The 25,589-nt window shown below is 61.5% G+C and carries 24 protein-coding genes; 14 read left to right on the forward strand and 10 right to left on the reverse strand.

Going from position 1 to position 25,589, the window contains the following annotated elements; all coding sequences use genetic code 11:
• Position 1: 1 nt before the first annotated feature.
• The 4 genes from VUN82_03785 to VUN82_03800 form a co-directional block, all read right to left on the reverse strand.
• The gene (locus tag VUN82_03785; GenBank protein XAS72991.1) at positions 2–1,168 is read right to left on the reverse strand and encodes an ABC transporter ATP-binding protein; all 1,167 of its coding nucleotides are present in this window, start codon (positions 1,166–1,168) and stop codon (positions 2–4) included.
• Complete coding sequence (locus VUN82_03790) at positions 1,165–2,766, reverse strand: iron ABC transporter permease (protein XAS72992.1); 1,602 nt, start codon at positions 2,764–2,766, stop codon at positions 1,165–1,167. Before VUN82_03790 ends, VUN82_03785 begins: the two co-directional genes overlap by 4 nt.
• 4 nt (positions 2,767–2,770) lie before the next feature.
• On the reverse strand, positions 2,771–3,829 hold the full coding sequence (locus tag VUN82_03795; protein ID XAS72993.1) for an iron ABC transporter substrate-binding protein: 1,059 nt from the start codon (positions 3,827–3,829) through the stop codon (positions 2,771–2,773).
• Between the two features lie 183 nt (positions 3,830–4,012).
• Positions 4,013–5,170: a glycoside hydrolase family 76 protein gene (locus tag VUN82_03800; protein ID XAS72994.1), complete on the reverse strand. Its 1,158-nt coding sequence runs from the start codon at positions 5,168–5,170 to the stop codon at positions 4,013–4,015.
• Between the two features lie 91 nt (positions 5,171–5,261).
• Here VUN82_03800 and VUN82_03805 point away from each other — a divergent pair, with 91 nt between their 5' ends.
• Both VUN82_03805 and VUN82_03810 read left to right on the forward strand, forming a co-directional pair.
• Positions 5,262–6,110, forward strand: coding sequence for an SDR family NAD(P)-dependent oxidoreductase (locus tag VUN82_03805; protein ID XAS72995.1), 849 nt, complete (start codon positions 5,262–5,264; stop codon positions 6,108–6,110).
• Entirely contained in the window at positions 6,110–7,381 is a 1,272-nt protein-coding gene (locus VUN82_03810; GenBank protein ID XAS74596.1) for an acyl-CoA dehydrogenase family protein, read from the forward strand. Before VUN82_03805 ends, VUN82_03810 begins: the two co-directional genes overlap by 1 nt.
• Positions 7,382–7,408: 27 nt before the next feature.
• On the opposite strand, the gene VUN82_03815 is transcribed toward VUN82_03810, so the two are convergent.
• The 3 genes from VUN82_03815 to VUN82_03825 form a co-directional block, all read right to left on the reverse strand.
• Complete coding sequence (locus VUN82_03815; GenBank protein XAS72996.1) at positions 7,409–8,236, reverse strand: DUF1684 domain-containing protein; 828 nt, start codon at positions 8,234–8,236, stop codon at positions 7,409–7,411.
• 268 nt (positions 8,237–8,504) lie between these two features.
• The gene (locus VUN82_03820) at positions 8,505–9,995 is read right to left on the reverse strand and encodes an Ig-like domain-containing protein (GenBank protein XAS72997.1); all 1,491 of its coding nucleotides are present in this window, start codon (positions 9,993–9,995) and stop codon (positions 8,505–8,507) included.
• A gap of 91 nt (positions 9,996–10,086) precedes the next feature.
• Positions 10,087–10,782, reverse strand: coding sequence for a hypothetical protein (locus VUN82_03825; protein ID XAS72998.1), 696 nt, complete (start codon positions 10,780–10,782; stop codon positions 10,087–10,089).
• 209 nt (positions 10,783–10,991) lie between these two features.
• Here VUN82_03825 and VUN82_03830 point away from each other — a divergent pair, with 209 nt between their 5' ends.
• The 8 genes from VUN82_03830 to VUN82_03865 all read left to right on the forward strand — a co-directional run bounded on the left by VUN82_03830 (position 10,992) and on the right by VUN82_03865 (position 20,680).
• Complete coding sequence (locus tag VUN82_03830) at positions 10,992–12,587, forward strand: sigma-70 family RNA polymerase sigma factor (protein XAS72999.1); 1,596 nt, start codon at positions 10,992–10,994, stop codon at positions 12,585–12,587.
• 111 nt (positions 12,588–12,698) lie between these two features.
• The gene (locus VUN82_03835; GenBank protein ID XAS73000.1) at positions 12,699–13,613 is read left to right on the forward strand and encodes a PIG-L deacetylase family protein; all 915 of its coding nucleotides are present in this window, start codon (positions 12,699–12,701) and stop codon (positions 13,611–13,613) included.
• Positions 13,613–14,536, forward strand: a complete 924-nt coding sequence (locus tag VUN82_03840) for an ATP-grasp domain-containing protein (protein XAS73001.1) — start codon at positions 13,613–13,615, stop codon at positions 14,534–14,536. Before VUN82_03835 ends, VUN82_03840 begins: the two co-directional genes overlap by 1 nt.
• Positions 14,533–15,810, forward strand: a complete 1,278-nt coding sequence (locus VUN82_03845) for a glycosyltransferase family 2 protein (protein ID XAS73002.1) — start codon at positions 14,533–14,535, stop codon at positions 15,808–15,810. The genes VUN82_03840 and VUN82_03845 overlap by 4 nt, the downstream gene beginning before the upstream one ends.
• Positions 15,807–16,937 (forward strand): hypothetical protein, encoded by a 1,131-nt coding sequence (locus tag VUN82_03850; GenBank protein ID XAS73003.1) that lies wholly within the window; start codon positions 15,807–15,809, stop codon positions 16,935–16,937. Before VUN82_03845 ends, VUN82_03850 begins: the two co-directional genes overlap by 4 nt.
• A 44-nt stretch (positions 16,938–16,981) precedes the next feature.
• Positions 16,982–17,311: a hypothetical protein gene (locus VUN82_03855; GenBank protein ID XAS73004.1), complete on the forward strand. Its 330-nt coding sequence runs from the start codon at positions 16,982–16,984 to the stop codon at positions 17,309–17,311.
• A gap of 117 nt (positions 17,312–17,428) precedes the next feature.
• Positions 17,429–20,227, forward strand: coding sequence for a phosphoenolpyruvate carboxylase (ppc, locus tag VUN82_03860; GenBank protein XAS73005.1), 2,799 nt, complete (start codon positions 17,429–17,431; stop codon positions 20,225–20,227).
• A 147-nt stretch (positions 20,228–20,374) separates the two neighbouring features.
• Positions 20,375–20,680, forward strand: a complete 306-nt coding sequence (locus VUN82_03865; GenBank protein ID XAS73006.1) for a hypothetical protein — start codon at positions 20,375–20,377, stop codon at positions 20,678–20,680.
• Positions 20,681–20,687: 7 nt separating this feature from the next.
• Here VUN82_03865 and VUN82_03870 read toward each other — a convergent pair whose 3' ends face one another.
• Positions 20,688–21,320, reverse strand: coding sequence for a VTT domain-containing protein (locus tag VUN82_03870; GenBank protein ID XAS73007.1), 633 nt, complete (start codon positions 21,318–21,320; stop codon positions 20,688–20,690).
• A gap of 53 nt (positions 21,321–21,373) precedes the next feature.
• Between VUN82_03870 and VUN82_03875 the strand changes: the two genes are divergently transcribed.
• Complete coding sequence (locus tag VUN82_03875; protein ID XAS73008.1) at positions 21,374–21,913, forward strand: O-acetyl-ADP-ribose deacetylase; 540 nt, start codon at positions 21,374–21,376, stop codon at positions 21,911–21,913.
• Between the two features lie 87 nt (positions 21,914–22,000).
• Here the strand turns inward: VUN82_03875 and VUN82_03880 are convergent, their stop codons facing one another.
• Positions 22,001–22,930, reverse strand: a complete 930-nt coding sequence (locus VUN82_03880; GenBank protein ID XAS74597.1) for a pseudouridine synthase — start codon at positions 22,928–22,930, stop codon at positions 22,001–22,003.
• 95 nt (positions 22,931–23,025) lie between these two features.
• Here VUN82_03880 and VUN82_03885 point away from each other — a divergent pair, with 95 nt between their 5' ends.
• Together VUN82_03885 and VUN82_03890 are read left to right on the forward strand one after the other, a co-directional pair.
• A complete protein-coding gene (locus VUN82_03885; GenBank protein ID XAS73009.1) occupies positions 23,026–23,661 on the forward strand; it encodes a helix-turn-helix domain-containing protein in 636 nt (211 codons plus the stop codon).
• On the forward strand, positions 23,654–24,346 hold the full coding sequence (locus VUN82_03890) for an SRPBCC domain-containing protein (protein XAS73010.1): 693 nt from the start codon (positions 23,654–23,656) through the stop codon (positions 24,344–24,346). The genes VUN82_03885 and VUN82_03890 overlap by 8 nt, the downstream gene beginning before the upstream one ends.
• 88 nt (positions 24,347–24,434) lie before the next feature.
• Here the strand turns inward: VUN82_03890 and VUN82_03895 are convergent, their stop codons facing one another.
• The gene (locus tag VUN82_03895; protein XAS73011.1) at positions 24,435–25,010 is read right to left on the reverse strand and encodes a TetR-like C-terminal domain-containing protein; all 576 of its coding nucleotides are present in this window, start codon (positions 25,008–25,010) and stop codon (positions 24,435–24,437) included.
• A gap of 80 nt (positions 25,011–25,090) precedes the next feature.
• On the opposite strand from VUN82_03895, the gene VUN82_03900 reads away from it, so the two are divergent.
• On the forward strand, positions 25,091–25,588 hold the full coding sequence (locus VUN82_03900; GenBank protein XAS73012.1) for a DUF4188 domain-containing protein: 498 nt from the start codon (positions 25,091–25,093) through the stop codon (positions 25,586–25,588).
• The last annotated feature ends 1 nt before the right edge of the window (position 25,589 follow it).

Consider the following 25,589-nt stretch of genomic DNA (forward strand, 5'->3'; position numbering starts at 1 on the left):
CTCAGGCCTCAGGCGCGAACGCCACTCCTTCACCCACGACGCGGAGGCTGAGCTCCGTGCCGGGCTTGGTGATGGACGCATTCCAGTGCCGGATGGTGATGATCTCGCCTCCGCCGGGGTAGCGGTGGCCATTTCCGGATAGGACGCCGTCCGCTGCGGTGTACGCGCCGAGCCTTATTCGAACAGTCGTTTCGGGACCGAAGTAGTCCGTGTCCACAACCACGCCTCGAATGGGGCCGTCGGGTGCGATGCGGATCTGCTCCGGGCGGAGCATGAGCTGCACCTTGCCCTGTGCTGGTGGCCGGCGGACGGGAATCCCGCCCAGGGAACAGGTGGCCAGGGACCCTTCCATCCAGGCATCCAGGATCACGGCGTCGCCGAGGAACTCTGCTGTGGCGCGGTCGGCTGGGCGCGTGTAGACGACAAAGGGGTTGCCGATCTGTGCCAGCTTTCCGCCGCGCATGATGGCAACTTGGTCGGCAAAGGAAAGAGCCTCGGCTTGGTCATGCGTTACAAGGATGGTTGTCACGCCTGCCGCATTGAGCACCTTGGCCACCGCTCGCCGCGTAGCTACGCGAAGCCCGGCGTCGAGTGCCGAGAACGGCTCATCCAACAGCATGAGCTCCGGTTCGCGGGCCAGGGCACGTGCCAGGGCAACGCGTTGTTGCTGCCCGCCGGACAACTGGTGCGGGCGCCGCTTCGCCATGGAGCCGTCCAACGACACCATTTCGAGCAGTTCCTGGACGCGGGAAGCAACGGCCCGGCGGCCGCCGTCGAGCTTTCCGGAATCCAAGCCAAAAGCGACGTTCTGTCCCACGGTCAGGTGTGGGAAAAGAGCCCCATCCTGGGCGACGTATCCCACCTGCCGTTTGTGCGCAGGGAACCACACACCATTGCCCGCAACCGTTGAGCCGTTCAGGGAAATAGTCCCGGTGTCTGGGTGCTCGAAGCCAGCGATCAAGCGAAGCAGCGTAGTTTTGCCCGAGCCGGAAGGACCAACAATGGCCGTGGTTCCGCCCTTGGCCACGGAAAGATTGACTCCCTTCAGCACAGCCTGGGAACCAAAATTCTTTGTGACCTCAGAGATGTCCAAGTGCGTGTTGGTGGTGGGCACAATGGACGGCGCCACGCGGGGTGACGGGAGCCTGGGTGGAGATTGTTCGGTCACTGTCCGGCCACTTTCTTGGACTGTTGGAAAAGAAGGTAGGTCATCGGGGCGGAAAGCACGATCATCAGCAGCGCATAGGGTGCGGCGCCTGTGTAGTCGATCTCGCTGCTCTTGCTCCAGAACTCTGTTGCCAGGGTGCGGGTTCCATTGGGCGAGAGCAGAAGGGTTGCCGTGAGTTCGTTGACGATGGCCAGGAAGACAAGCGCAGCCCCGCCTGCCGCCGCCGGTGCGGTGAGCCGCAAGGTCACCCTGAAGAAGGACACCAGCGGAGCTTTGCCAAGGGATTGAGCGGCTTCATCGAGCTCTTTGGGGGCCTGGGCCAGTCCGGAGCGGATGTTGACCAGCGCCCGTGGAAGGAAGAGGAGAACATAGGCGGCCACCAGCACGCTGGCACTTTGGTAGATGCCGGGAACTGCGCGGATGCTGACGGTGACGAAGGCGAGGCCCACCACGATTCCGGGCAGGGAGCTGGTGACGTAGTTGGACAGTTCAAGCATCTTGCTGAACCAGCTGGGATGCCGAACCGCCAAGTAGGCCATGGGAAAGGCAACGATCGTGGTAACTGCCGCGCCGGCAGCGCCGTACAGGAGGGTCTGCAGCAGCGCGGGCAGGAATTCGTCGGCGGCCCATACCTCGGCACCTCCGGCAGAAAGCCAGCGCAGGACGAACCAGACAGGAAGGCCAAACGCCAACCCTGTCAGGGCAAGCAAAGCGAGCTGCGCCGGAGCTTGGTATCCGCCCAGGGGCGCCCGAGTTGCTTTCGCTTGGGCGCCTGAGCCAATCCGCGCGTAGCGGGCGGTCCCTCGGCTCTTGACTTCGGCAAGGAGAAGAAGCAGGCAGAGGAAGACCAGGACGCTGGCCAGCATGTTTCCGGCGGCACCGTTGAACGTCGACTGGAACTGGACCATGATCGCCGTCGTGAAGGTATCAAAGCGGATCATTGCGAAAGCGCCATACTCGGCGAGGAGGTGCAAGGCGACCAGCAACGCACCTCCGGTCATTGCGATACGAAGCTGCGGGAGCACTACCCGGAAGAACACGGCCCAGGAACCAAGGCCAAGCGACGCGGCAGATTGTTCGATCGCCGGATCCAAGCGCCCCAGCGTGGCGGCGGCGGGAATGTAAACCAAAGGGAAATAGGAGAGGGTGGCGATCAGCACGCCGGACCAGATGCCCTCCATTGAAGGTACGGCCGATACCCATGCGTAGCTGTTGACGAAGGCGGGAATGGCAAGCGGTGCCGCCAGTGCAACTGCCCACCAGCGGCTCCCGCGTAGCTTGGTGCGCTCAACCAGCCAAGCGCCACCCACCCCAAGAATGAGGCACAACGGCACTGTCAGGACCATCAACATGACGGTGTTCAACAGCAGCTCGCCTACGCGGGGGCGAACAATGAGTTCGACGGCGGTGTCCCAGCCTGTCGCTGCCGTCATGAAGATGACGTAGCCCAGCGGCATCAGGGAAAACAGTGCGATCAACACCGCCAGCAACGACACCGTGGAAACGCCGAATGGCGGGCGAGGACGTTTGCCCTTGCCCGCCGTCGTCGTGCTCCCTGCCGACTGTGGAATGTCGGGAGCCGATAGATCAGTGCTCACAGAATTACAGGAGTCCTGCCTTGGTCATCAGATCGGTGACCTTTGTGGAGTTCAGCTTTGCAGGGTCAACGGTAGGTGCCTGCAGCTCCTTGATGGGCACAAGCTTGTCATTGGCATCCACCTGCGAGGCGATGGCGTACTCGAACGAGGTACCGGTCTTCAGGATTTCCTGGCCCTTCTTGCCGGTGATGAACTTCAGGAATGCCTGGGCATCCGCTGCCTTCTTGGACGACTTCAGGACACCGCCGCCGGAGACCGAGAGGAACGCGCCCGGATCCTGGTTCTTGAAGAAGTACGGTGTGACGTTCTTGGAGTTCTCGCCGGTCTTGGCCTGGTCGCCATAGTAGTAATAGTGGTAGATCAGGGCGGCGTCCACTTCACCGGCGTTGACGGCCTTCATGGCCGTGCTGTTGCCCTTGTAGGCTTTGAAGTTTTCCTTCATGCCCTTGAGCCACTCTTCCGTGGCGGCTTCGCCCTTAAGCTCGAGCAGCGCTGCGACGATCGCCTGGAAGTCAGCACCGGACGGTGAAGCGGCCCACTTGCCCTTCCACTCCGGGTTCGCCAGGTCCAGCATCGACTTGGGCAGCTTGTCTTCGCTGATCTTGTTTTTGTCGTACACCAGGACGGTGGAGCGGGCTGCGATGCCGGTCCACTTGCCCGTGGAAGGACGGAATTCAGCGGGGACCTGATCCAACGTGGCCTTGTCCACGTCCGCAAACAGTCCTGCATTCTCAACCTGCGCCATTGCGGGGGAGTTCTCCGTCAGGAATACGTCTGCCGGAGAAGCAGCACCTTCCTGGACGATCTGGTTGGAAAGTTCGGTATCCGAGCCCTGCCGCATGGTGACCTTGATGCCGGTTTCCTTGGTGAAGGCGTCCACCCATTCCTGGGTCAGGCTCTCATGCTGCGCGTTGTACACCGTGATGCCATCGCCCGAAGCGGCCGCATCGGACGGTGAACCCGAGGCGGCAGGGGTGCCGGCATTGGAGCCACAGGCGGTGAGGCCAAGGGCGGCGGATGCGAGCAGGGCGATGCCCGCCAGCGCGTTTTTGGAGAGCTTCATAAGGGCTTCTTTCTGCGAACAAAGACACAGAGTGCCAAGCTTTGGGCTTGTTCCGTGTGAGCGGGAAGGTTTGGGGGAACCCGCTGAGAAAAGCGTAGGTTAGGCAAACCTATGCTTCCAAAGCCTGAAGGGCTTATGTGACAAGGATCACAACAATTACGGAACTATTGCGTGCCGTAATTGCTAGCTCGCCAACGTGGCTGCCGCCTCCAGCGTCATCCAGGCCTGCAGTTGGGTGGAAAGCTCGACGGCGGTCCCCGCCGGATACGTCTCACTCGCCGGGCGCAGGGGGTTGGGGGAGAAGGTGAGGCCTGGACTTTTCGGATCACTGCGGGACTCCGTGCGGCCGTCCCAGAAGGCCCCGGCTGTGCTGAATACGAGGCCCCTGGCTGCCTTGCGCGTGGTTTCCGGGAGACGCTGATCCCTCGCGGCGAGTGCAAGGTAGCGGATCAGGATGCCGGTAAAGAGGCCCCCATCCCCGGTTCCATCACCGTGAATTACTTGCGTGCCGGGCATCGTGAGCTCCCTTGCAACGGCCTCGATCAGATGGGCGGCGCGGTCCAGGTTCTCCACTCCGCCCAGTTCCAGGAGTGCCCCAAGGATTGGCCCTTGGTTGTAGGTGTAGATCGCATCTTCGAGGATTACTTGCCCCTTGCGCAGCCGTAATCCGTCGAGATAAAGGCCTCGATCGGGGTGAAGGAGCTTACCGTTCAGCCAATTCACCAGGGCTTGAGCCCTCTCACGATGATCGGTTCGTGCGAAGTAGAGGGCCACAGGGGCCGTTGCCGGGGTGTTCTTGAAGTCCCTCTTGGTACTCCAGAATGTTCCGCCACCCAGGTCGTCCGTGGAGGCTGAGTCGAATTGAAGCGTCAGCTTCCGGCGGATGTATGCATTCCGGCGACGTCCGGGCTTTCGCGTCTCCTCGGCCAGCTTTTCCAGCCGAAGCGTGGACAATGCCAGCCAGGCCATGTCGTCGTAGTAATTGTTGACGTACCGGAAGAAGTTTCTGAGCCGGATGGTGGTGACCAGCCGGGAAGCGAGCCGTCCCGCGCTCGGGCGGGAGTCGCCGTCGAACCTCGTTTTGGTGGCCAGTTCGCGGAGGCCAGTGTCCACCAGGCAGTCGACGTAGTGCGCCTGCCACCAGTAGTGCCATGGACCGAGAAGGCTGCGGATGCCCCTGGAGGGGGTGCTGATGGCGCCGATGTGGGTGCCTGGGAGGAAAAGCAGCCGTCGACCGAAGGCGCGTGTGACAGAACGAGCGGCCTCATCTGCGCGAATGGCCCACATTGCCGCCTCCGTTGCAGGTGGTTGCTGGCCGGCGGGATTGCTTTCGGTGGGCATGGAACCAGCCTATCGGGGGCCCAAGGTGCGCCGGATCACAATTCCAGTTAACATGCATTAACGGATTTGAGTTCTGCATCAAGGAGGATGGATGGACATCAAGGGCACGGTCGCGCTGGTCACCGGCGGGGCGTCAGGCTTGGGCGCGGCAACCGCTAAGCGTTTGTTCGACGGCGGAGCGTCGGTGGTGCTGGTGGACCTGCCAAATTCTGCCGGGGAGGATTACGCGGCGGAGTTGAACACCATTGGCTCGGCGGCTGGCTCGAACAGAGCTGGCTCGAATGCCGCGGGTTCCGCTGCTGGGGACTCAGTTCCACGGGCTGTCTTTGCCCCCGCAGACGTGACCAACGAAGCCCAGGTCCAGGCCGCCGTCGACGCCGCCGCTTCGCTGGGAACCCTGCGGATCGTAGTTAACTGCGCAGGCATTGCCACGCCGGGCAAGGTCCTGGGCCGTGAGGGTGTCCTGCCCCTCGAGGCATTCAACAAAGTCATCCAGATCAACCTCATTGGAACCTTCAACGTCATCCGCCTGGCAGCTGCGGCCATGGTGGAAAATGAGCCGGTCACTACCGAATTAGGCGGCCCGGAACGCGGAGTCATCATCAATACGGCGTCCGTCGCCGCTTTCGAAGGGCAGATCGGCCAGCCAGCCTATGCCGCATCCAAGGGTGCTGTTGCGGCGATGACACTGCCCCTGGCGCGCGAGTTCGCCCGCTCCCTGATCCGGGTTGCCACCATTGCCCCCGGCATCTTCGAGACTCCGATGATGGCCGGATTGCCGCAGGCGGCCCAGGAGTCGCTCGGCCAGCAAGTACCCCACCCTGCACGGCTCGGCCGTGCGCCCGAATACGCCAATCTTGCCGCCCACATCGTCGAGAATGCCATGCTGAACGGCGAGACGATCCGGCTGGACGGCGCCATCCGCATGGGCCTGAAATGATGGGGGACTACAGCGGAGGGCCGGCTCCCGCGGGTTCGGGGCGCTACATACCGGCGTCTGAGGCGGACCTGCCCACGGCCGACTTCTTCGACTTTGAGTCTCTCCTGAGTGTCCAGGAACAGCGGAAACTCAACGAGCTCCGCTCCTTCCTTGCCGCCGAGATCGCGCCCTACGCCGGACAGTGGTGGGATAAAGCTGAGTTCCCCGAACACATCCTGCCCAAGCTTGCGGCCCTTCGGCTCAGCGCTCCAGCCCAGCGCGGCTACACACACTTGTTCGCCGGGCTGGTCATTGCCGAGATGACACGGGTGGACACCTCCATCGCGACGTTCTTCATGGTCCACCACGATCTCTTCGTTGAATCGCTTTACGACTTTGGCAGCGACGCCCAGCAGGACAAATACCTCGACGACGCCTCAAACCTCCGCACCACAGGCGCCTTTGCGCTCACCGAACCAGAGCACGGATCCGACGTCGCGGGCGGTATGCAGACAACAGCACGCCGTGTGCAAAGGGCGGAGTCCGACGGCGGCGATTACTGGGTGATCAACGGCGCCAAGCGCTGGATCGGCAACGGGACGTTCTGCGACTACATGCTGGTGTGGGCCAAAGATGAAAGCGATGGCGCTGTACGGGCATTCATCGTTGACGCCTCGCTACCGGGTATCACCCGGAGCCGGATTGAGAACAAGATCGCCCTGCGGACAGTGCAGAATGCCGACATTCTCTTCGAAGACGTCCACGTCACGGAATCAGACCGTTTCGCAGGAATCAGCAGTTTCGCGGACACGAACCACCTCCTGCGCGGCTCACGGATCATGGTTGCCTGGCAGGCAGTCGGCCAGCAGTTGGCAGCCTTCGATGTCGCGCGGCAGTACGCGGTGGAACGACTGCAGTTCGGTAAACCCCTTGCCCGGTTCCAGCTGATCCAACAGCACCTGGTGGACATGCTCGGCAACGCCGTGGCCAGCATGGGAATGATGGTGCGGATCGCCCAACTTCAGGAGGGCATTTCCCGCGACGCGCAAGGTGCCCGGCACGGCGGTGCCGACATGTCACAGGTGGCTCTGGCAAAGGCCTACTGCAGTGCACGGATGCGTGAAAGTGTGGCCTTGGGACGCTCCATCCTGGGCGGAAACGGTATCGTCACCGACTACAAAATTGCCAAGATCTTCGCCGACGCTGAGGCCATCTTCACCTACGAGGGCTCATATGAGATCAACTCATTGATCGTGGGCCGTGCAGTAACTGGTGTCTCTGCCATCGTCTAGCCAGCCGCTGTCCGGGTTCCCGGCGCTTTACTCCTGAGGGATCTTTTCGCCAGCCTCAACGCGGACGTCGATGGAATTTCCGCGGACCGGCATCGGGCAGGTGCCATAAGGGGTAAAGGCGCTGGGGTAGTTGATGGCGCGGTTGAAATCGATCACCACAGATCCATCAGGGCGTGGGCGGGGAATGAAAACCTTCCGCCACTCGTCCGTGGTGTCGCCGTTGGTTTCATCATGGAAGGTCACGTTCAAAGCGCCGAGTTTCTCTTCCTCAGCATGAAGTCGGACTTCATGGGCAACGCCAGGAACCCGGAACACTACCTCCCCGACCGAACGATGAACGCCGTCCACCAAGGGGTTGGCCGTTCCGATGGGTACATCCACGGGCTGGTCATAGGGTTCGAACCGACCCTGAATCACCCAGTCCGGGTTGTATTCGTAGGTCGGAACCCCAGTGAAGTCCGTAAAAACAGGCGAGCCCGCATCTCTGGTCCGGATGGCATACTTGTCCGCGCGCATCGCAAGCTCCACCACCACCTGCTTGCCGTCTTCGCCGCCGTACTGCACCCACATCAGGGACTCTTCATCCTGCAGGGTTGCCGTCACGGTTCCATCAACGCTTTCGCCGGTCTCAACGAGGGTCAGGCCGTCCTCGCTGGTGGCCGTGAGGGCTGCAGCCCTGCCATCCGTTGACCACAGGCCCGGGGCAAACTCGACTTCTGCCGGCTCCGACTCGAGCCATTGAAACGACGTCAGCGTCAGCCACCCGTGGTCCGACGCCAGTGCTGCATTCCTAGACGTTCGGAACCGCTCCCAACGGGCAAGCTGGGCGTCTGTTGCAGTCGTGGGCGAGCTCATGATTCTCCTCGTCAGATGTGAGCCACGGTTGGGCGGCTTTGCAATCTCCTCAACTATGCGCCGCACCGGTGCATTCCCGGAAGCGTGCAGCATTGAGCGTGGAACCCCGACCATGCGTCCGGATGCGTGCAACCCTATGCGTGCAACGATGGGCCGCGCATCGTGTGGGCGGCCCATCGTTTGCTTGAGATCGCCATGCGCAGTGGAGCCTATGAGTCCTTGCTGTCTCGCATGGCTATCGGGATGTCAGTGGCCATCCTTTTGCTATTTAGTGCTGACGACGAGCCGATCGCCTGACGCCCAGGAAAGCGAGCAACGATCCCAAGGCCAACAGTGCAGCGGCTGCGTAGATGAAGGCTGGGCTTTGAGCGCCAGTAGTGGCCAGGGGTTCTGGTTCTGCAACTTCTGCGGGCTGAGTGGGCTGGTCAGTGGCTACAAGTACCGGACTTGTGGTGCTGGCGCTTGGGCTGGGTGTTGCGGTGCTGGGGCTCGGCGTCGGCGTGGGTGTTGTTGTCGGCTTGGGTGTTGCGGTGCTGGGGCTCGGCGTGGGTGTGGGTGTTGCGGTGGTGGGGCTCGGGCTGGGCGTGGGTGTTGTTGTCGGCGTGGGTGTCGGTGTGGGTGTTGCGGTGGTGGGGCTCGGCGTGGGTGTGGGTGTGGGTGTTGCTGTGCTGGGGCTCGGCGTGGGTGTGGGTGTGGGTGTTGCTGTGCTGGGGCTCGGCGTGGGTGTGGGTGTGGGTGTTGCTGTGCTGGGGCTCGGCGTCGGCGTCGGCGTCGGTGTCGGTGTGGGGCTTGCCGTTCCGTTGCCTGTTCCGTCAGCGCGCGTCCGCCGGGTCTCGGCCCCAACGGGGGTTTCCTCGCCTGCAATAGTCACGGTTCCGCTGTTGGTGTAGACGTCCAGCTTCTTGTCGGTCACTTTGGTGACGACGAACAGCTCCACCCGTTCGCCCTTGGGCAGGCCCGTCCATCGCACCGTTGCTTCTTGGGGAGTGCACTCGACAGTTGCGGGGTATCGCTCGTTGTCCATTGGCTCGGTGATGTTTCCGGAGCTGCTGACAACCTTGCCAACCCGTGGAGTGATGTGGTCACAATCGATTTCCATGCCAGCGGAAGGCGTGTCGGTGACAACGACGTCGTTTGATTCTGAAGGCATCGGAGGCATGTAAAAGATGGATTCAAGTTCAGTTTGGGGAGCGTCGGCCCACCACATGGACTTCCCCGCCGAAGTAGGGGGAGCGGGATCGCAGTCTTTGGTGCATGGACCATCGACATTCACAGGCACGCGTACCACTGTGGATCCCACGGTGAAGTTCAGTTCCGTCGTTTCGCCGGTGCCCGGCTGCACAGCATATTGCGTACTGAAATTGCACGTCCCACCCACATTGTTGGGATGGTCCGCCACGAAGTCGGTCAACGTGAAGACCACTTGTCCGGCATCGTTCGCTGCTGCCTTGGCGACCGTTACGCCGTCGGCGTTGTCAAGATCAAATGACGCGGCACCAAACCATCGAAGCTCTGGCGGTAGTTGGAGGTTGAAGGTATCGCCCGGTTGCGAGTTGTCAGGAACGGACCACTGACAGGTCAGGTCTACTTGGTCCCATTGGTTCGTAACTACTGAATCCGTGCTGATGGTGACCGCCGCACCCGGGATCACGGCAGCATTGGCTGGCCCTGCCGACCAGGCGAGCCCGAACGCTGTCACCACAACAGCCAGTAGCGCGGCCACCAAGGAGGCAGACTTTAGATGGAGCTGATTCTTCATGTGTTGGATGGTCCTTCGAATGCGGAAGCGTGTCTCGTCGCATGGTGAGTGGCGGCTCAACGCTGTTCGTGACGGCACCAACAGGCTTCACTCACATTGCCTCGGGAATGTAGTCCTGGGGCGCGGGCTCTGAAGAGGCATTTGCCAACGGGAAGAACTGCATGCGCGCGGGTCGCAGGGCTCCTTCGCCCAGGCTTTCCATGGCAGTCCTGCACTCCATCAGTTGCCCAAGGTTGTTCGCCGAGAGAGGTAACAGCACGTGGACAGCAGAATTCTTGTACATGGCAGTAGCACCTGTCCCGTGCAGCTGCCGTTGAACAGTTTCTCCGAGCCGCGCCAGCAGGGTCCAGCGATGACTGCGGCTCTCAAGGGGCTGGGGCAGTGACAGGATCGCAAGGGCGTAAGGGTGAGAACATGCCGTTCCAAAAATGGAGAGTTCGTGGATTTGTCGCTGGAAATGGGCTTGCGTGGCCAGGCCCGTCTCAACGTCCGTGCACGAAATCGCTGGTGCAGAATCGGCGGCCTCTGCCCATCCCTCAGCCAAGGATTGGAGAGCCTCTATATCCATGTTCCGGTCTGCCGCGAGGAAGAGGGCGCGGAAGTCCGTCATGGTTTCGCTGATTCCAACGCCGTTCCTAGCCCGCGCCGCGCCCAAGGATCTTGCGGTAGGAGGTGGAACATTGGCTCGAGTTGCCAGCGATGTCACCACCGTGCGGACCTCAGGCAGGAACCAGTCTGCGGGGAACCGCCAACCATTCTGATAACTGGTGGTCTGCCATCTGCGCATCAACAGGTGTCGGGAAAATGTACATTCGGCGAATGATTTTGTCCGGAACGATGTCATATCCGAATAGTGCGTCCGACTAAGGATTCATGACGAAAAGCGGTGGAAGGATCTCTTTGGTAAAGAGCCTATACAAATTCGCGTCATGACTTGAGCTTGATGCGCACTGCGTATATATGGGCACGATTTTATACGTTGTGGGGCTGCCTTAAATGGCATCCGGGACAGGTACTGACAACGCTTCCAGCGCGGGAGTTGAGAGCGATGGTCATCTTATCGGGTTGGTGCGGGGCGGTGACATGTCCGCATTCGACGAACTGTACGAACGCCACATGTCCGTCGCGTCCACAGTGGCCCGGCGAAACGTGGACAATCCAAGTGACGCCGAGGATGTTGTGGCCGAGGCTTTCCAAGCCGTATTGCAGAGCCTGGTTGCGGGACGGGGGCCGGACACCTTCTTCAGGGCGTATCTGCTGTCCACTGTCACCCGTCTGTCACATCATCGGAACCGGAAGGCCGGGAGGTCGCTGCCCAGTAGCGATGACGCAATTCTTGACCGTACGCTGCCGGATCCCGATGCTGTAGTCAAAGCCTTCGAATCCCATACGGTCGCAAAGGCATTTCGCGCCCTTCCCGAACGGTGGCAGGCCGTGCTGTGGTATCTGGACGTGGAAAGAATGAAGCCAGCGGCGGTGGCGCCGCTTCTGGGTCTGTCCGCGAATGCCGTGTCAGCACTGGCGCTTAGGGCACGGGAAGGCCTGAGGAGGCAATACCTGCAGGCCCATGTGGCGGAAGAACCGGACAGCGACTGCGCTGGATTCGCGTCGAAACTCGGTACCTTCATTCGAGGTGGACTTTCAAGGATTGCTGAACGCAAGATGCGTCAACACCTTAATGGTTGCTCGAAATGCACCGGCGCTCTCTCGGAACTAAAGGACGTTCAGGGAACCATGAGGGCTGTGCTTATTCCGCTGGTGACCGGCGTACCTCTCGCCACCTTGGCAGCCAAGGGTGCCGGACTGGGTTTCCTGGGAGGGCTGGTCCCCATCAAGGCAGCGATAGTGGTCCCGGCTATCGGGCAACCAGCGGTAATGGCCATGGTGGCGGTAGCAGGATTGGGCCTGGCTCTAGGCGCGGTTGGAATCGTTGGTCGCTTGACGCCGGATGTCCCCATGGAGCAGTTGGCCATTGAGACAAGTTCCTCCCATCAGGAGTCATTCGTAGGGACTCATGCCCCCACTCCCACAGCGACGCCGATGCCGAGCCTGCCATCGCCGGTGTCGCCAGCTGCGGTTGAGCCAGCGCCGTCAAGCGCCGGGCATGAGGGCTCAAACGCTGGGGCCGAACCCTTGGTCGCCGCCCCGGTACCTTCCGGCATGGAATCCCAGCCGCCCTCGCAACAATCTGTTCCTTCGCCGGACCCCGCCTCATCAGCGGCAACTGCCCTTCCCGCGTCACTTGTAGCGGTGACAGCCTCGGTGCGGATACCAAAGGACCATGGTTCCGGCATGACGGCCATGGAGGTGGACTTTGGGATCGGCGGTTCACAGTCCCTGGGACCGGCCAAAGCCGTGTTCTCTGTGGAGCCGGATGCACGGATCCAGGAGAGTTCATTGATTGCTCCGGAAGGGTGGTCGTGCTCGATGGAGGGGCGGACAGCCGTCACGTGCATTACAGGTTCGGCACGGCGGAGCGACCTCCATTTTCAGGTTTCAGCCCAGTCCAAGCGAAAAAAGGGCGCCGGTGTCCTGACATATTCCTTGAGTGGAAGTGGTCTTGAAGCTGGCGAATTTGTGCACAAATACTGACCCCGAATCACTGCTGGATACAGCGTCACGAACCTATTGCTCAGGCCACTACCTCAGAGGCGGTGCCCCGAGAGGGCAGTCGCCCATTTATCTGTGCAATTTAGGGGAAATATGAAAGCGACGTTGTTGGCCGCTGCGGGCTTGCTGGGCGCGTTGGCGGCGGTTTGGGCTTTGCTCCCGATCGGTCAAAACTGGTTCGTTCGCAGGTTCAGCTCGCCGCATGGCCTCCGATGGGCCATGGCAAGTTTGGGCGCCCTGTTGCTGCTGTCCCTGGTGGGATGCGCAATGGGGCCGACGCAGCGCCCATGGCTTGAGGTTGTAGTCCTGCTCGCAGGAGCCGGGTTGATTGTGGGCTTTCTTGTCGCGCCAGCCTTCAGGATTCACCATGGTGTGGCCATTCAGCCTCGAAGGGTGCTGGCCATAGGAGCGCACCCTGATGACCTGGAATTGGCTTGCGGTGCCACCCTCGCCAAATTGGCCGATGCCGGGCATGAAGTCCGAACCATGGTTATGAGCTCGGGGGGAAAGGGAGGAGACAGCGCCATCCGTCTCACCGAAGCCGCATCGGGCTCGGATTTCATGGGTGCGTCCAAGGTCCATGTCCACGACTTTACGGACACCAGCCTCGCGGAACATGGGGATGAAATGGTCCAAGCGATTGAAGCCGTGATGGCCGATTTTCGCCCTGACGTTGTGATTACCCATTCCCGTAACGACTACCACCAGGACCATCAGGCCGTACACAGTGCGACTATGCGGGCCGCCCGCCAGCACTCCTCCATCCTGTGCTTCGAGAGTCCTTCATCCACACGGCAGTTCGATCCCAGTGTCTTCGTGGATATCGCGGGGTATGTGGACGTGAAGATTCACGCCGTTGCCATGCACCGGAACCAAAAGGGCAAGCCGTATATGAGTGCAGAAAGAGTCCGCAGCCTCGCAGCGTTCAGGGGCTCGCAAGTGAAGACGACATATGCAGAGGGTTTCGAACCTGTTCGACTACTTGGCTCTGCCGTAGGGGAGTTCTGATGGTTCGGGTACTCGTAACAGGCGTTGGAGGGCCAGCTGGCTCCTCCTTGGCGGGTCAGCTGAGGGAACTGGGACATTGGGTCCTGGGCGTTGATATGCAACCGGTCCACGGTTCAGCGGCTGACATGGTCTCCTTGGTATCGGCCTCCAGTTCTCCCGACTACCTGTGGGAGTTGCGGGGACTCGTGGCCGCCCATGGCATCGAGCTCGTGGTGCCAACCGTCAGCGATGAACTCGTGCTGGTTTCCGAAGCCCGGCAAGGCTTCGCTCCTAATGTCGAGGTCCTCATTGCCGACCCCGCACCTGTTCGAATCGCGAATGACAAATTCTTCACCATGAGGTGCCTTGCCAATGCAGGCGTCGCTGTCCCCGATTTCGGGCTCCCCGGCGATTTCGCCTCTGTCAACCAGGCGATGGCGCGGTTAGGGGGGTCCCTGGTGGTTAAGCCCAGAATTTCGCGCGGTGGACGTGGGGTCCAGATCCTGGAAATGACTGCCGACGGCGGCCGGAACGCGGCCCGCGTCTGGTCCTCCTTGGACGATTCCTGGATCGTGCAACGATTCGCGCCTGGAACGGAGTACGCGCCCGTGGTCCTCCACAGCAGGCCGGAGCCGGGTCAGGACGATCTTGTGGTGGTGTTGGAGAAGACAGAACTCAAAGAGGGGCGGGTGGGTAACGCCGTGTCCGTCAGGAGGATTGAGGGAGCCGAGAGTGCCGACGTGGCTCAATTGGCTGATTCAGCCGTGACCGCGCTCGGATTGACTGGACCTATCGACGTGGACGTGCGCCGTCTGCAGGACGGAAGTCCGGTGGTACTGGAAATTAACGCGAGGTTTGGCGCAAACAGTGCGTTCGCCCCCGAACTCCTGGAGAACGTTCTTGGCCGATATGTGGCCGGTCGATTGACCGGAAGGCTTGCGTGACAGCTCTTGATGCTGCCCTGGCGTTTGTCCAGGTTGGAGGCGTGCTGATTCTCAGTTTCGGCGTTGTCAAAATTGTCTATGTGCCGCTGGCCTTGTATTTCAACCGGCTTTACCGTTCCAACTCTGCCAAGCATCGTTATTCAGTCATCACTGACCGGCCGTTGGTCTCGGTGATCGTGCCCGGCTACAACGAGGCCGTGGTGATCACCAGTTGCGTGGAGTCGATCCTTGCCAGCCGCTACCTTCGTCTGGAAGTGATTCTGGTGGACGACGGTTCCACTGATTCCACCGCCAGCATCATGGCCGGGCTTGCAGATCAATATGATCGGGTGCGATTTCTCTCCCAAACGAACGCGGGGAAGGGAGCTGCGCTCAACTATGGCATCGCTAAGGCCAATGGCGACATCCTGATGTTTGTCGATGCCGACGGAATTTTTGCCCCTGACACACTGATGCGCATGCTCGAGGGTTTTGATCACACCAAGGTGGGAGCGGTGTGCGGCGACGACCGGCCGGTTAACCTGAATCGCGTTCAAACGATGATGCTTGCCGTTCTAAGCCATGTCGGGACCGGCCTGGTCCGCAGAGCCTTGTCCTTGTTGCATTGCCTGCCAATCGTCTCCGGGAACATAGGTGCCTTCCGCCGTGACGTAGTCCAGCTGGTAGGCGGTTTTCACGAGGACACGCTCGGTGAGGACCTTGAGCTTACTTGGCGTGTCTATAAGGCCGGCTACCGGGTAAGGTTCCAGCCCTCAGCGCTGGTTTATGCCGAGTCGCCGTCAACGATGGGCGGGTTGTGGCGGCAGCGCGTTCGGTGGTCGCGGGGCTTGCTGCAGACCCTCCGGATGCATATCGGGATGCTTGGGCGGAGGCGTTACGGCTTGTTTGGCATGTTCCTTTTGTTCAACGCCATCACCATGGTGGTGATCCCTATGCTGCAACTAGCCATCTTGGCGGTGCTTCCTTTCCTGTACCTTGCTGGTTCGGGTCCCGTACCCGCTGAAGTCCTCGCCATTCTTGGTTGGTTGGGATTGTTTGTATCCCTCGCGCTGATCGTCTTCTCCATTGGCCTCAACAGGTCATGGAAGGATCTTCGTTTTCTGTGGACGTTGCCACTGTGGCCCCTGTACTCGGTATTCGTTGGACTGGCTTTAGCCAGCGCAATCGTCAAGGAGATCCGCGGTAGCCCTGCCGTGTGGAACAAGTTGCAACGGACCGGCGTGATCTCCGTAACTGCCGCCGAGGCCAGCCCCCGTTACGAGGCAGGGGTATGAAGGCTATTGGACCTCCGACGTTCGTTGCCAGGCTAACTGCCTCGTTGGTGGCCTCGATCCTCGTTGTTGCATTCTCGGGCGTCACCGCCTGCGCACGAGAACCGGAGCATCGTCCCGTGGACCGCATGGTAAATCTTGGCTTTGAGGACGTCGTCAACGAGGACACCTCGCACCTTGTTGACTTGGCGGAGCGATTGGACGCAGTGAACGCAACAGCTGTATCGATTTCCGTAGGACGCACAGACTGGACGGCTTTTCCCTGGTCCGGCCACGCAGAGGCCAGATCTTATGAGGTTTCCAGCACGAAAAGAGACTTCGTAGGGGAGTCGATCGCAGCTTTGGGGGTGGCGCATGACGGCAAGGAACGTGATGTGATCCTCACGATCGATGTCCTGTTGGACCGTGCGCTGAGTGAGGACCCCTCCCTGGCAGGACGAAATATCGCTGGAGAGCCATCCAAGTCCTTCGCCAGTGTGTCGTCCCTGCGGCACGGCAAGGCAGGCGCCCGCTTGGCTTCCTTGGCTGCCGCCGTCGCGAAGAAGTACCGGCCCACAGCCGTGAATCTCACGGAATTGATGTTCGATGATTTCACCTTTGGCAGTGAAGACTTCGATGACTTCAAAGCCACCACCGGTGAAGATGACTGGCCCCGGAACCACGAAGGCGGCATCGACCAGTCAGATGCCCGGATCAACACGTGGCGGAGCGAAGCCATGGCGGACATCGTGCGGAGGGTGGGAGCCGCCGTCGAACCCTATAGTGTACGACTGGAAATGGACGTCCGGTCGCCGCGGGATTCACCGTCGGCGGATCGCGCTGACAGCGGCCATGACTACGACCTCTTGCTCAAGCAGCTCTACCGGCTCCACGTTTGGGAGTACGTAGGACTCAATGCAGAGCGCTCGCCGCAGACGAAGGACCTCGCTGAAGCCCTGACCCGCCGCGCGGGCGACCGCATGTCGTTGTCTATCGGGCTGTGGTCCGATGACGGCACGATCTCTGCGGAAAGGTTCGGAACGGCCTTGCATGAGGCTGTTCGGGGCGGGGCCACATCCGTGTCGGTGACACCCGCAAGCCTCATGGACGCCGGGCATTGGGAGGTCTTGCGGAAAGCCTGGGCCCGGTAATTATGGGCTGTCCGGTGCTCACCCCGGGGGCGTACCCTGAGCGCATGGGCATGGAATCCGTGATGGCGGCAGTAGTGAGCCTTGCACTGATTGTGGGGTCGGTTTGGGCTGGCACACGGCTGGTGCAGAAGGGTGTTTCCGCGAAGGGGGCAACCGGCACACTCGGGAGTGTCCTCTCCATGATTGAACCAGCCACAGGTGCGCCGACCAAGATGGAGGCGGCGGCAGCACGCAAGGAAGTGCGGCAGCGAAGGCACGAGAAATTGGTGGCCGGCCCGGGCACCGCAGAGGCCGAACTGTTCGCCGGGAAGGTGGTCCTGCCGCCGTCGACGAGTAAAGCCGCTAAGCAGCAATCCGGTGACGCCAAAATCTGAGACGTATTCCCGCAGTAGAGTCCCGTGCGGGTAAGATCCCGTAGGAAACATTAGTAACCCGGCTCACAGTATCCAGCGCAGTGTACGAGCCAAACCAGATCCCGAAGGTAAGTATCTATGGTTCACACTGCCCATCAAGACACCGATCTCGCTGCAGAACTGCGGGCCGATGTGCGCCGCGTTTCCACCCTGTTGGGTGAGTCCCTGGTGCGCCAACACGGCCCGGAACTGCTGCAGCTCGTGGAGCAGGTCCGCCTGCTGACCAAGGAATCCAAAGAGGCCGCACGGGGCGGAGCCGACGCGACCGGTCCCTGGAGCGCGCACGACGTCGTTGCCCAGGTCCGCGAGTTGCTCGCCTCCCTGCCTCTGGACCAGGCGACGGATCTGGTTCGTGCCTTCGCGTTCTATTTCCACCTCAGCAATGCGGCCGAGCAGGTCCACCGCGTCCGTGGGCTTCGGACCAGGCAGGAGAAGGACGGCTGGCTTGCGAAGGCTGTCACGGAAATCGCCGGCCAAGCTGGGCCGCAGGTCCTTCAGGACGTTGTGAATGAGCTGGATGTTCGGCCCATTTTCACGGCACACCCCACCGAGGCCTCCCGACGTTCAGTGCTGGACAAGGTCCGCAAACTCTCCGACGTACTGGCCCAGCCCACTGAAGAGGGAACGTCTGCCCGACGCCGGCAGGATCGCCAGCTCTCGGAAATCATCGACCAAATGTGGCAGACGGATGAGCTTCGCCAGGTCCGGCCAACGCCCGTGGATGAAGCGCGTAACGCGATCTACTACCTGAACAGCATCCTCACCGATGCCATGCCAGAGATGCTGACTGACCTTTCCGAACTCCTCGCCGAGCACGGCGTGGTGCTGCCCGCTGCCAGCGCGCCACTGCGCTTCGGATCCTGGATCGGTGGCGACCGCGATGGAAACCCCAACGTCACTGCGGCCGTTACGCGCGAAATCCTGCAGTTGCAGAACCAGAACGCGGTGCGGATCAGTATCGCGTTGATCGACGAGCTGATCTCGGTCCTGTCCAACTCCACCGCCTTGTTCGGGGCCGACCAGGAGCTGTTGGACTCGATCGACGTGGATCTCAAGAACCTGCCCGGTCTGGACAAGCGCATCCTGGAGCTCAATGCCCAGGAGCCTTATCGACTCAAGCTCACGTGTATCAAAGCCAAGCTCATCAACACGGGCCGCCGAGTTTCCGCCTCGACCTACCACGAGCCCGGCCGCGACTACGCCACCACAAGTGAGCTGTTGGCCGAGTTCGGGCTGCTCGAAGAGTCGCTTCGCAACCACGCCGCGGGGCTTGTTGCTGACGGTGCCTTGGCCCGTGTCCGCCGTGCGATCGCCGCCTTTGGCCTTCACTTGGCAACTCTGGACATCCGTGAACATGCCGATTACCACCACGACGCCGTCGGACAGCTCGTGGACCGTCTTGGTACCGAGAAGCCGTATGCCTCCTTGACCCGCGAGGAACGTTTCGAATTCCTCGGTGCCGAGCTGGCCTCACGCCGTCCGCTCTCCGGCCATCCGATCAAGCTCGAAGGCACTGCGGACGGCACCTACGACGTCTTCCGGAGCATCCGCCAGGCCCTGCACACTTATGGTCCGGACGTCGTGGAAACGTACATCATTTCCATGACCCGGGGCGCCGATGACGTCCTGGCCGCCGCTGTGCTGGCACGCGAGGCCGGTTTGATTGACCTCTTCGGGGCCAAGCCGCATGCCAAGATTGGCTTTGCTCCACTGCTGGAAACCGTGGAGGAGCTCCGCGCCTCCGCTGAGATTGTGGATCAGTTGCTCTCTGATCCGTCCTACCGTGACTTGGTCCGTCTCCGCGGCGACGTCCAGGAAATCATGCTCGGGTACTCCGATTCCAACAAGGAATCCGGTGTCATGACCAGCCAGTGGGAGATCCACAAGACCCAGCGGAAGCTGCGTGATGTGGCTGCCAAGCACGGCGTGAGGGTCCGCTTGTTCCATGGCCGTGGTGGTTCCGTGGGCCGTGGCGGTGGTCCGACGTATGACGCCATCATGGCCCAGCCCAATGGTGTGCTTGAGGGCGAAATTAAGTTCACGGAGCAGGGCGAGGTCATCTCGGACAAGTACTCCCTTCCCGAGCTTGCCCGCGAGAACCTTGAGCTGTCCTTGGCAGCTGTCATGCAGGGTTCTGCCTTGCACCGGACTCCCCGTACGTCCGAAAACGAGCGCGAGCGCTACGCCAACGTCATGGAAACCATTTCCGATGCTGCCTTTGCGCGCTACCGGGCATTGATCGACGACGCCGATCTTCCGGCCTACTTCCTGGCGTCCACACCGGTGGAGCAGCTGGGTTCCTTGAACATCGGATCACGTCCCTCCAAGCGTCCCGATTCCGGGGCCGGCCTCGGTGGGCTCCGGGCCATCCCGTGGGTGTTCGGTTGGACGCAGTCGCGCCAGATCGTTCCAGGTTGGTTTGGCGTGGGCTCGGGTCTGAAGGCTGCACGCGAAGCCGGTGACGCTGACCAGCTCATGGAAATGATGGACCGTTGGCACTTCTTCCGTTCGGTGATTTCCAACGTCGAAATGACCTTGGCCAAGACGGACATGGAGATTGCGGGACACTACGTTTCTTCCTTGGTTCCTGAGGAGCTGCACCGCTTGTTCCACATGATCCGGGACGAGTACGAGCTCACAGTTGCCGAAATCGAGCGCCTGACCGGGGAGCTCGAGCTCCTTGATGCGCAGCCCACCCTGAAGCGATCGCTGGAAATCCGTGATCAGTACTTGGATCCGATCAGTTACCTGCAGGTGGAACTGCTTCGCCGCGTGCGCGAGGAATCGGTGTCCGGCGCGGAGATCGATGAACGGCTCCAGCGCGCCATGCTGATCACCGTCAACGGTGTAGCCGCCGGCCTGCGCAACACCGGCTAACGCTCTCTCACATCCGGCTGGTTTTTCCGGATCCTTCTCTCACATCCGGCCGGCTTTTCCGGAATGCTCTCTCGCCCCACGAAGCGTCAACGGGGCCGGGGAGCGTTCCGGCTTAAAGCAGCTGCGCCTGGGCGTTAAGGTTGTTGGATGCCGTCGTTCCAGACCAAGTTAAAGATCACTGGCCTCAAGCCTGGCAACCCTCCCGAATCGGTCATGGCGGCGGCCATCGAAGCTTTGGAAACCCGCCATCATGTGGAATCGAACCAGCTGGACATCGTGGGCGGTGTCCCGCAGCTCAGCCTCCGCTTCACCGTGAACGACCGCGACTATACCGGTGAGAACGACGAAGCCCGGACCTCGGCTGCCATGATGCGCGACGCCGTCGAACGCGTTGCGCTGACCGGGAGCCTTTACGTGCTGCGCCGTAGCCGTGGTCGCTGGGCGCCGATCTAGGCGAACGTCATTCCGGTTGGGGCACGTCGCCATCGAAGGGTTCATCCACTGGTGAGCGGCTCCCGCGCCGTCGTGTGACAATCAGTCCGACCACCACACCGATGACCAAGCCGACGCCCACCCCAATCAGTGAGCTGGCCCAGAATGGCAGTTTGGTCGCTGAGCCCGTGAAGTAGCCCAGGCCCACCTGCCACACGGCCCACAGCACGGCGCCCAATCCGGCGCAGAGGCTGAAACCACGGACTGAGACGTTGGCGATTCCGGCTGCGGACGAGGTTGCGAGCCTGCCGCCAGGGACGAAACGGGCGCCGATGATAGCCCCATAAGTGGAGGATCGGCCTGCCTTGGCGATTGCCTCATGGATTCCACGGTGGACTTTCCTGCCCCATGCCCAGCGATCCAGTACATGGCTCACCCGCCGCTTAAACAGTAAGTAGACAGCCATGTCTCCGAGCCAGGACGCGAAGGCCGCGAGCAGCAGGATGAGCCAGAAATTGGCGTGTCCGTCGGCTGCCAGAGCTCCACCGGTGATGACCACCATTTCGGACGGGATCGGCGGGAAGATGGCATCGCCCAGCACCATGGGAACGATCCACAAGTAAATTGCGGATCCCCACGTCTCGGGGGCGATGAAGTCCATTGGCACAAGGTACCGCACTTGCCGCTCCGGCCGCTCGGCGGGAGACTGGCGCAATGCAGATCGAAATCTTGCACGGGGACATCACCATGCGCGACGTCGATGCGATCGTCAACGCCGCCAACTCTTCACTGCTTGGTGGAGGGGGAGTGGATGGAGCGATCCATCGGGCCGCCGGGCCAGAACTGCTTGAGGCCTGTCGCGAGGTTCGTCGCAGCAAACTGCCGGACGGGCTGCCTGTTGGGGCCGCCGTCGTGACGCCCGGATTCGGGCTCCCGGCGCGCTGGGTGATTCATACCGTGGGCCCCAACCGGCACGCCGGGCAAACCGATCCCGCGCTGCTAGCCTCGTGCTTCCGCGAAAGCCTGAAAGCCGCTGTGGAGGTGGGTGCGCGGTCCGTCGCTTTTCCCGCGATCAGCGCCGGGATCTATGGTTGGGACGCCCGCGAGGTCGCCGAAGTAGCGCTCGACGCCGTGAGGTCGTTCTCATGTGAGTCTTCAGCTGGTGCCACGACCACCACCGGACTTGAGTTGGTGGAGTTCGTGCTGTTTTCGGAGGACACGACGGCGGTCTTCCGGTCTGTGTTTGAGTCCTGAGCCTCCGCTGGGCTGCTCCCGCTCAGGCAGGTCACCGGGATGACGAGCACGTTGAACACAGCACCTGTGGCGTCGTTGAGAGCAAGGTCAGCCGCGTGCTTCGCTGAGCTCCAGTTGGCTACGGTATTCCACGCGCTCCTTGGTGATGGGATCCACGAAAGTGATACCGCGGGCCAACAATTGAAGCGGCTTGCTGTAGTCGTCCGGGGCCTTGTCCAGCAGGTCCGGGTAGAAGGCGTCGTTGACGATGCCCAGACCCAGCGATGCCATGTGCACCCGGAGTTGGTGTGTCTTTCCGGTGTGCGGCTCCAGCCGGTACAGCGCGCGCTGGTGAGTCCCGGCGTCGAACGTTTTTGTCTGTTCAATACGCGTTTCGGCGTTCGGTTCGCCATCGATAACTTCGGCGAGCAGATAGCTGCGGGACTTGGTCATCCGGTTGCGGACCACCACCGGAAACTCGACGGCGGGATGGCCGTCAGCAGGCGCCGCGGCGGACACGCACTCGTATTCCTTCTGGACCTGTCGCTTCTCAAAGAGAACCTGGTACCGGCCGCGGGTCTCGGGGTTGGTTGAGAGCAGCAAAATGCCAGCGGTCATTCGGTCGAGGCGGTGCATGGGGATGAGGTCCGGCAGATTCAGCAGGTTCCGCAGACGGACCAACGCGGACTCTTGGATGTACGTGCCGCCGGGCGTCGTAGGCAGGAAATGCGGCTTGTCCACCACGAGGATGTGTTCGTCCTGATGCAGGATGTTGATTTCCACGGGTAGGCGGGTTTCCGGCGGAAGTGTGCGGTAGTACCAAATGAAGGTGTGGTCCTCGAGCTTGGTGCTCCTGTTCAGGCGCACACCGCCTTCGCCCACGATTTCGCCGGCGTCGAAACGGTCCTCGATGCCCTGGGGGTCGATATGTCCCCAGCGGTGCATCATGTAGTCCATCGCAGTAGCCCACGGCCCCTCGTCCGGGAGGCGCAGACGGGTCGCGTTTACGCCGTCGCGCACGGGAAGGGGGGATTGCATCACCGGACAATTCTACTGTGGCTCCCACAACGCAGCTCTAGCCGACGATAAAATAGTTCTTGACAATAAAAGTTGTCGGTGAGCATACTTGAAGCATGTTGGACATCGAAGTGATTGAGGACGCAGCGGCGGCAGAGGCCTCGTTGGACCCTATCCGCACACGCATACTTCAAGAGCTGGCGGAGCCGGGCTCGGCCACTCAACTGGCCGCCAAGGTGGGGTTGCCCCGGCAAAAGGTCAACTATCACCTCAAAGCTCTCGAGCGGCATGGCTTGGTGGAGCTTGTGGAAGAACGCCGGAAAGGCAACGTCACGGAGCGCGTTCTTCAGGCGACGGCGGCCTCGTACCTGATCTCGCCCGTCGCGTTGGCTTCGGTGGCCCCGGATCCGCAGCGTTTCTCCGACAGGTTCTCCGCCTTCTGGCTCCTGGCGCTCGCCTCCCGCACAGTCCAGGAAATGGGCAAGCTTATTTCCGGTGCGGCCGCTGCCAAGAAGAAGCTCGCAAGCTTCGCGATCGACGGCGAAATTACCTTCCGCTCAGCCGCAGAACGCGCCGCTTTCGCTGAAGAGCTCGGCGTGGCGGTCACGCGGCTCGTCGATAAGTACCACGACGGCGGTGCTGCCGCAGTGGCGGGCGGCGCACGAAAGCACCGGCTCGTCGTCGTACTTCATCCAACACTCAAGACACCGTCAACGGAAAAAACAGCAGAAAAGGAACAAGGCAATGACTGACAACCGGAAATTCGAGATCGTGGCGGACGCCGAACTGCCGTGCACTCCAGAGCGGGTGTGGCAGGCGGTTACCAAGGACACGGCGGCCTGGATGTTCCCCACGGATCAGTGGCCCGATGTGAAAACCGTCGAAGAATACCCCAGCCACCTTGTGTCGCGGATGGAGGGTCCCAATGGTTGGTTCAACCAATTGGAGCACGTCCTGGAGCCCGTCGAGGGCGGCCGCGCCAAGCTGCACTATGTCCACAGCGGCATCTTCGCCGACAACTGGGAAGAGCAGTACGACGGCGCCAGCAAGCACACGGAGTTTTACCTCCACACCCTGGGCCAGTACCTGCAGTATTTCGATGGGCAGCCCGTGGTCTTCACGGATATCCAAGCGCCGGCTTCTTCGCAGACTCCGGATGGATTCGTGCAGCTGAAAAGGGCTTTGCGCGTGGATGGCGTGTCAGCCGGTACCCCGTTTGACGTGGACGTCGACGGCGTGGGTCGGCTGAGTGGCGAGGTGGACTTCTCCAATGAGAACTTCCTGGGCCTGCGCACCTCCGACACGCTGCTCCGTTTCTTCGGCAGGAATGCTTTTGGTGCGCCGGTGGGCATGACCGTGCATGAATTCGGTGGCTCGGGGGACTCCGAGCTGACGGCGAAGGCGTGGGGTGCGTTCCTGGAGAAGGTGTACGCGTAGGGTCACCTTCCGGGCGTGCCCCAAGTAGGTAGCAGTAGATGCCGTTTTGAACGTTCAGAACGGCATCAACTGCTACCTACTTTTGGGCTTAAGGGGCCCAGGCGCGGGCGACTGCTTCGAGGGAGGCGTCATAGATCCCGGCCCAGTCCGTTTCGGGTTCATTCATCCGCGCCAGCTCCAGGCTGACGAGTCCGTGGACCTGCCCCCAAATGGCCATTGCAACGAGGGAGGGGTCCTCGGAACGGATCCTCCCGGACGATTGGGCGGCGACTACTGCGTCCACCAAGGGGAGCATCGAGGCTGAGGCGACCTCCGGCGTCGGGCTGCAATCCACATACGCGGCCAGCGCGCCGCTGAACATGAGCCGGTAAAGCGCCGGATGTTCCAAAGCCCAGACGCGGTACGCCCGGCCCAGGCCACGGAGTCCGTCTTTGGCCGCACGCTGCTGCGACTCCCCGAAGGAGCGAAAACCGTCGTCGACGGCGGCCGTCAAGAGTTGCGATTTCCCGCCGAAGAGCGAGTAAATCGCCGAGGTGGAGGTGTCTGCGGCCGCGGCGACGTCGCGGAGAGTGACACGAGCGGGACCTTCGCGGTCCACGAGCTCCGCGGTTACTTCCAGGAGCCGTTGCTGAACGTGCTGATCATGAACAATGGGTCTTGCCATGTCTCCAAGTGTTTCATAACATCGTTTCATAACAACGTTACGAAACTGGGAATCCAAGGTTTCCCAACCAAAGGAGCGACATGGCACAGGAGATCTTTACTGGACGCTTTACGGCCGATATCGGGCGCGAAACAATGACTGTCTTCCTGATCGGAATGCGGGCCAACCGCTGGTGGAAGATGGGCAAGGTGGCGCGGGTAGCATCAGCCATGCCCACGATGATGCGGCATCTTGCCGCCAATCCCGAGGCCGGGTTGCTCGGCAGCGAGCAATGGTTTGGGCGCACCACCATCCTGCTCAGCTATTGGGAAAGCCCCGAGCATCTGAGGCGCTTCGCAGCGGACCGTGATTCACCGCACCTGGGTCCGTGGCGGAAGTTCATGAAGGAAATCTCCGGCAGCGGGGACGTCGGGGTGTGGCACGAGACGTACCAGGTACCGGCGTCGGGCATTGAAGTGGTGTACAACGGCATGCCGCTTTTTGGCTTGGCTAAGGCCACCTCCCATGTTCCCGTCGGCCCCGGAAGCAACACGGCGAAACAGCGCATGGGTTCAGCTGCTGGCGTGGCGCCCAAGTAGC

Source organism: Micrococcaceae bacterium Sec5.1 (assembly GCA_039636795.1).
In the GTDB taxonomy this organism is placed as follows: domain Bacteria; phylum Actinomycetota; class Actinomycetes; order Actinomycetales; family Micrococcaceae; genus Arthrobacter.

Excerpts from the sequence above, each read along its gene's own strand:
- VUN82_03795 (XAS72993.1), bottom strand. The coding sequence starts at position 3,829 with ATGAAGCTCTCCAAAAACGCGCTGGCGGGCATCGCCCTGCTCGCATCC.
- VUN82_03800 (XAS72994.1), bottom strand. The coding sequence starts at position 5,170 with ATGCCCACCGAAAGCAATCCCGCCGGCCAGCAACCACCTGCAACGGAG.
- VUN82_03805 (XAS72995.1), top strand. The coding sequence starts at position 5,262 with ATGGACATCAAGGGCACGGTCGCGCTGGTCACCGGCGGGGCGTCAGGC.
- VUN82_03810 (XAS74596.1), top strand. The coding sequence starts at position 6,110 with ATGGGGGACTACAGCGGAGGGCCGGCTCCCGCGGGTTCGGGGCGCTAC.
- VUN82_03815 (XAS72996.1), bottom strand. The coding sequence starts at position 8,236 with ATGAGCTCGCCCACGACTGCAACAGACGCCCAGCTTGCCCGTTGGGAG.
- VUN82_03820 (XAS72997.1), bottom strand. The coding sequence starts at position 9,995 with ATGAAGAATCAGCTCCATCTAAAGTCTGCCTCCTTGGTGGCCGCGCTA.
- VUN82_03825 (XAS72998.1), bottom strand. The coding sequence starts at position 10,782 with ATGCGCAGATGGCAGACCACCAGTTATCAGAATGGTTGGCGGTTCCCC.
- VUN82_03830 (XAS72999.1), top strand. The coding sequence starts at position 10,992 with ATGGCATCCGGGACAGGTACTGACAACGCTTCCAGCGCGGGAGTTGAG.
- VUN82_03835 (XAS73000.1), top strand. The coding sequence starts at position 12,699 with ATGAAAGCGACGTTGTTGGCCGCTGCGGGCTTGCTGGGCGCGTTGGCG.
- VUN82_03840 (XAS73001.1), top strand. The coding sequence starts at position 13,613 with ATGGTTCGGGTACTCGTAACAGGCGTTGGAGGGCCAGCTGGCTCCTCC.
- VUN82_03850 (XAS73003.1), top strand. The coding sequence starts at position 15,807 with ATGAAGGCTATTGGACCTCCGACGTTCGTTGCCAGGCTAACTGCCTCG.
- VUN82_03855 (XAS73004.1), top strand. The coding sequence starts at position 16,982 with ATGGGCATGGAATCCGTGATGGCGGCAGTAGTGAGCCTTGCACTGATT.
- ppc (XAS73005.1), top strand. The coding sequence starts at position 17,429 with ATGGTTCACACTGCCCATCAAGACACCGATCTCGCTGCAGAACTGCGG.
- VUN82_03865 (XAS73006.1), top strand. The coding sequence starts at position 20,375 with ATGCCGTCGTTCCAGACCAAGTTAAAGATCACTGGCCTCAAGCCTGGC.
- VUN82_03870 (XAS73007.1), bottom strand. The coding sequence starts at position 21,320 with ATGGACTTCATCGCCCCCGAGACGTGGGGATCCGCAATTTACTTGTGG.
- VUN82_03875 (XAS73008.1), top strand. The coding sequence starts at position 21,374 with ATGCAGATCGAAATCTTGCACGGGGACATCACCATGCGCGACGTCGAT.
- VUN82_03880 (XAS74597.1), bottom strand. The coding sequence starts at position 22,930 with ATGCAATCCCCCCTTCCCGTGCGCGACGGCGTAAACGCGACCCGTCTG.
- VUN82_03885 (XAS73009.1), top strand. The coding sequence starts at position 23,026 with ATGTTGGACATCGAAGTGATTGAGGACGCAGCGGCGGCAGAGGCCTCG.
- VUN82_03890 (XAS73010.1), top strand. The coding sequence starts at position 23,654 with ATGACTGACAACCGGAAATTCGAGATCGTGGCGGACGCCGAACTGCCG.
- VUN82_03895 (XAS73011.1), bottom strand. The coding sequence starts at position 25,010 with ATGGCAAGACCCATTGTTCATGATCAGCACGTTCAGCAACGGCTCCTG.
- VUN82_03900 (XAS73012.1), top strand. The coding sequence starts at position 25,091 with ATGGCACAGGAGATCTTTACTGGACGCTTTACGGCCGATATCGGGCGC.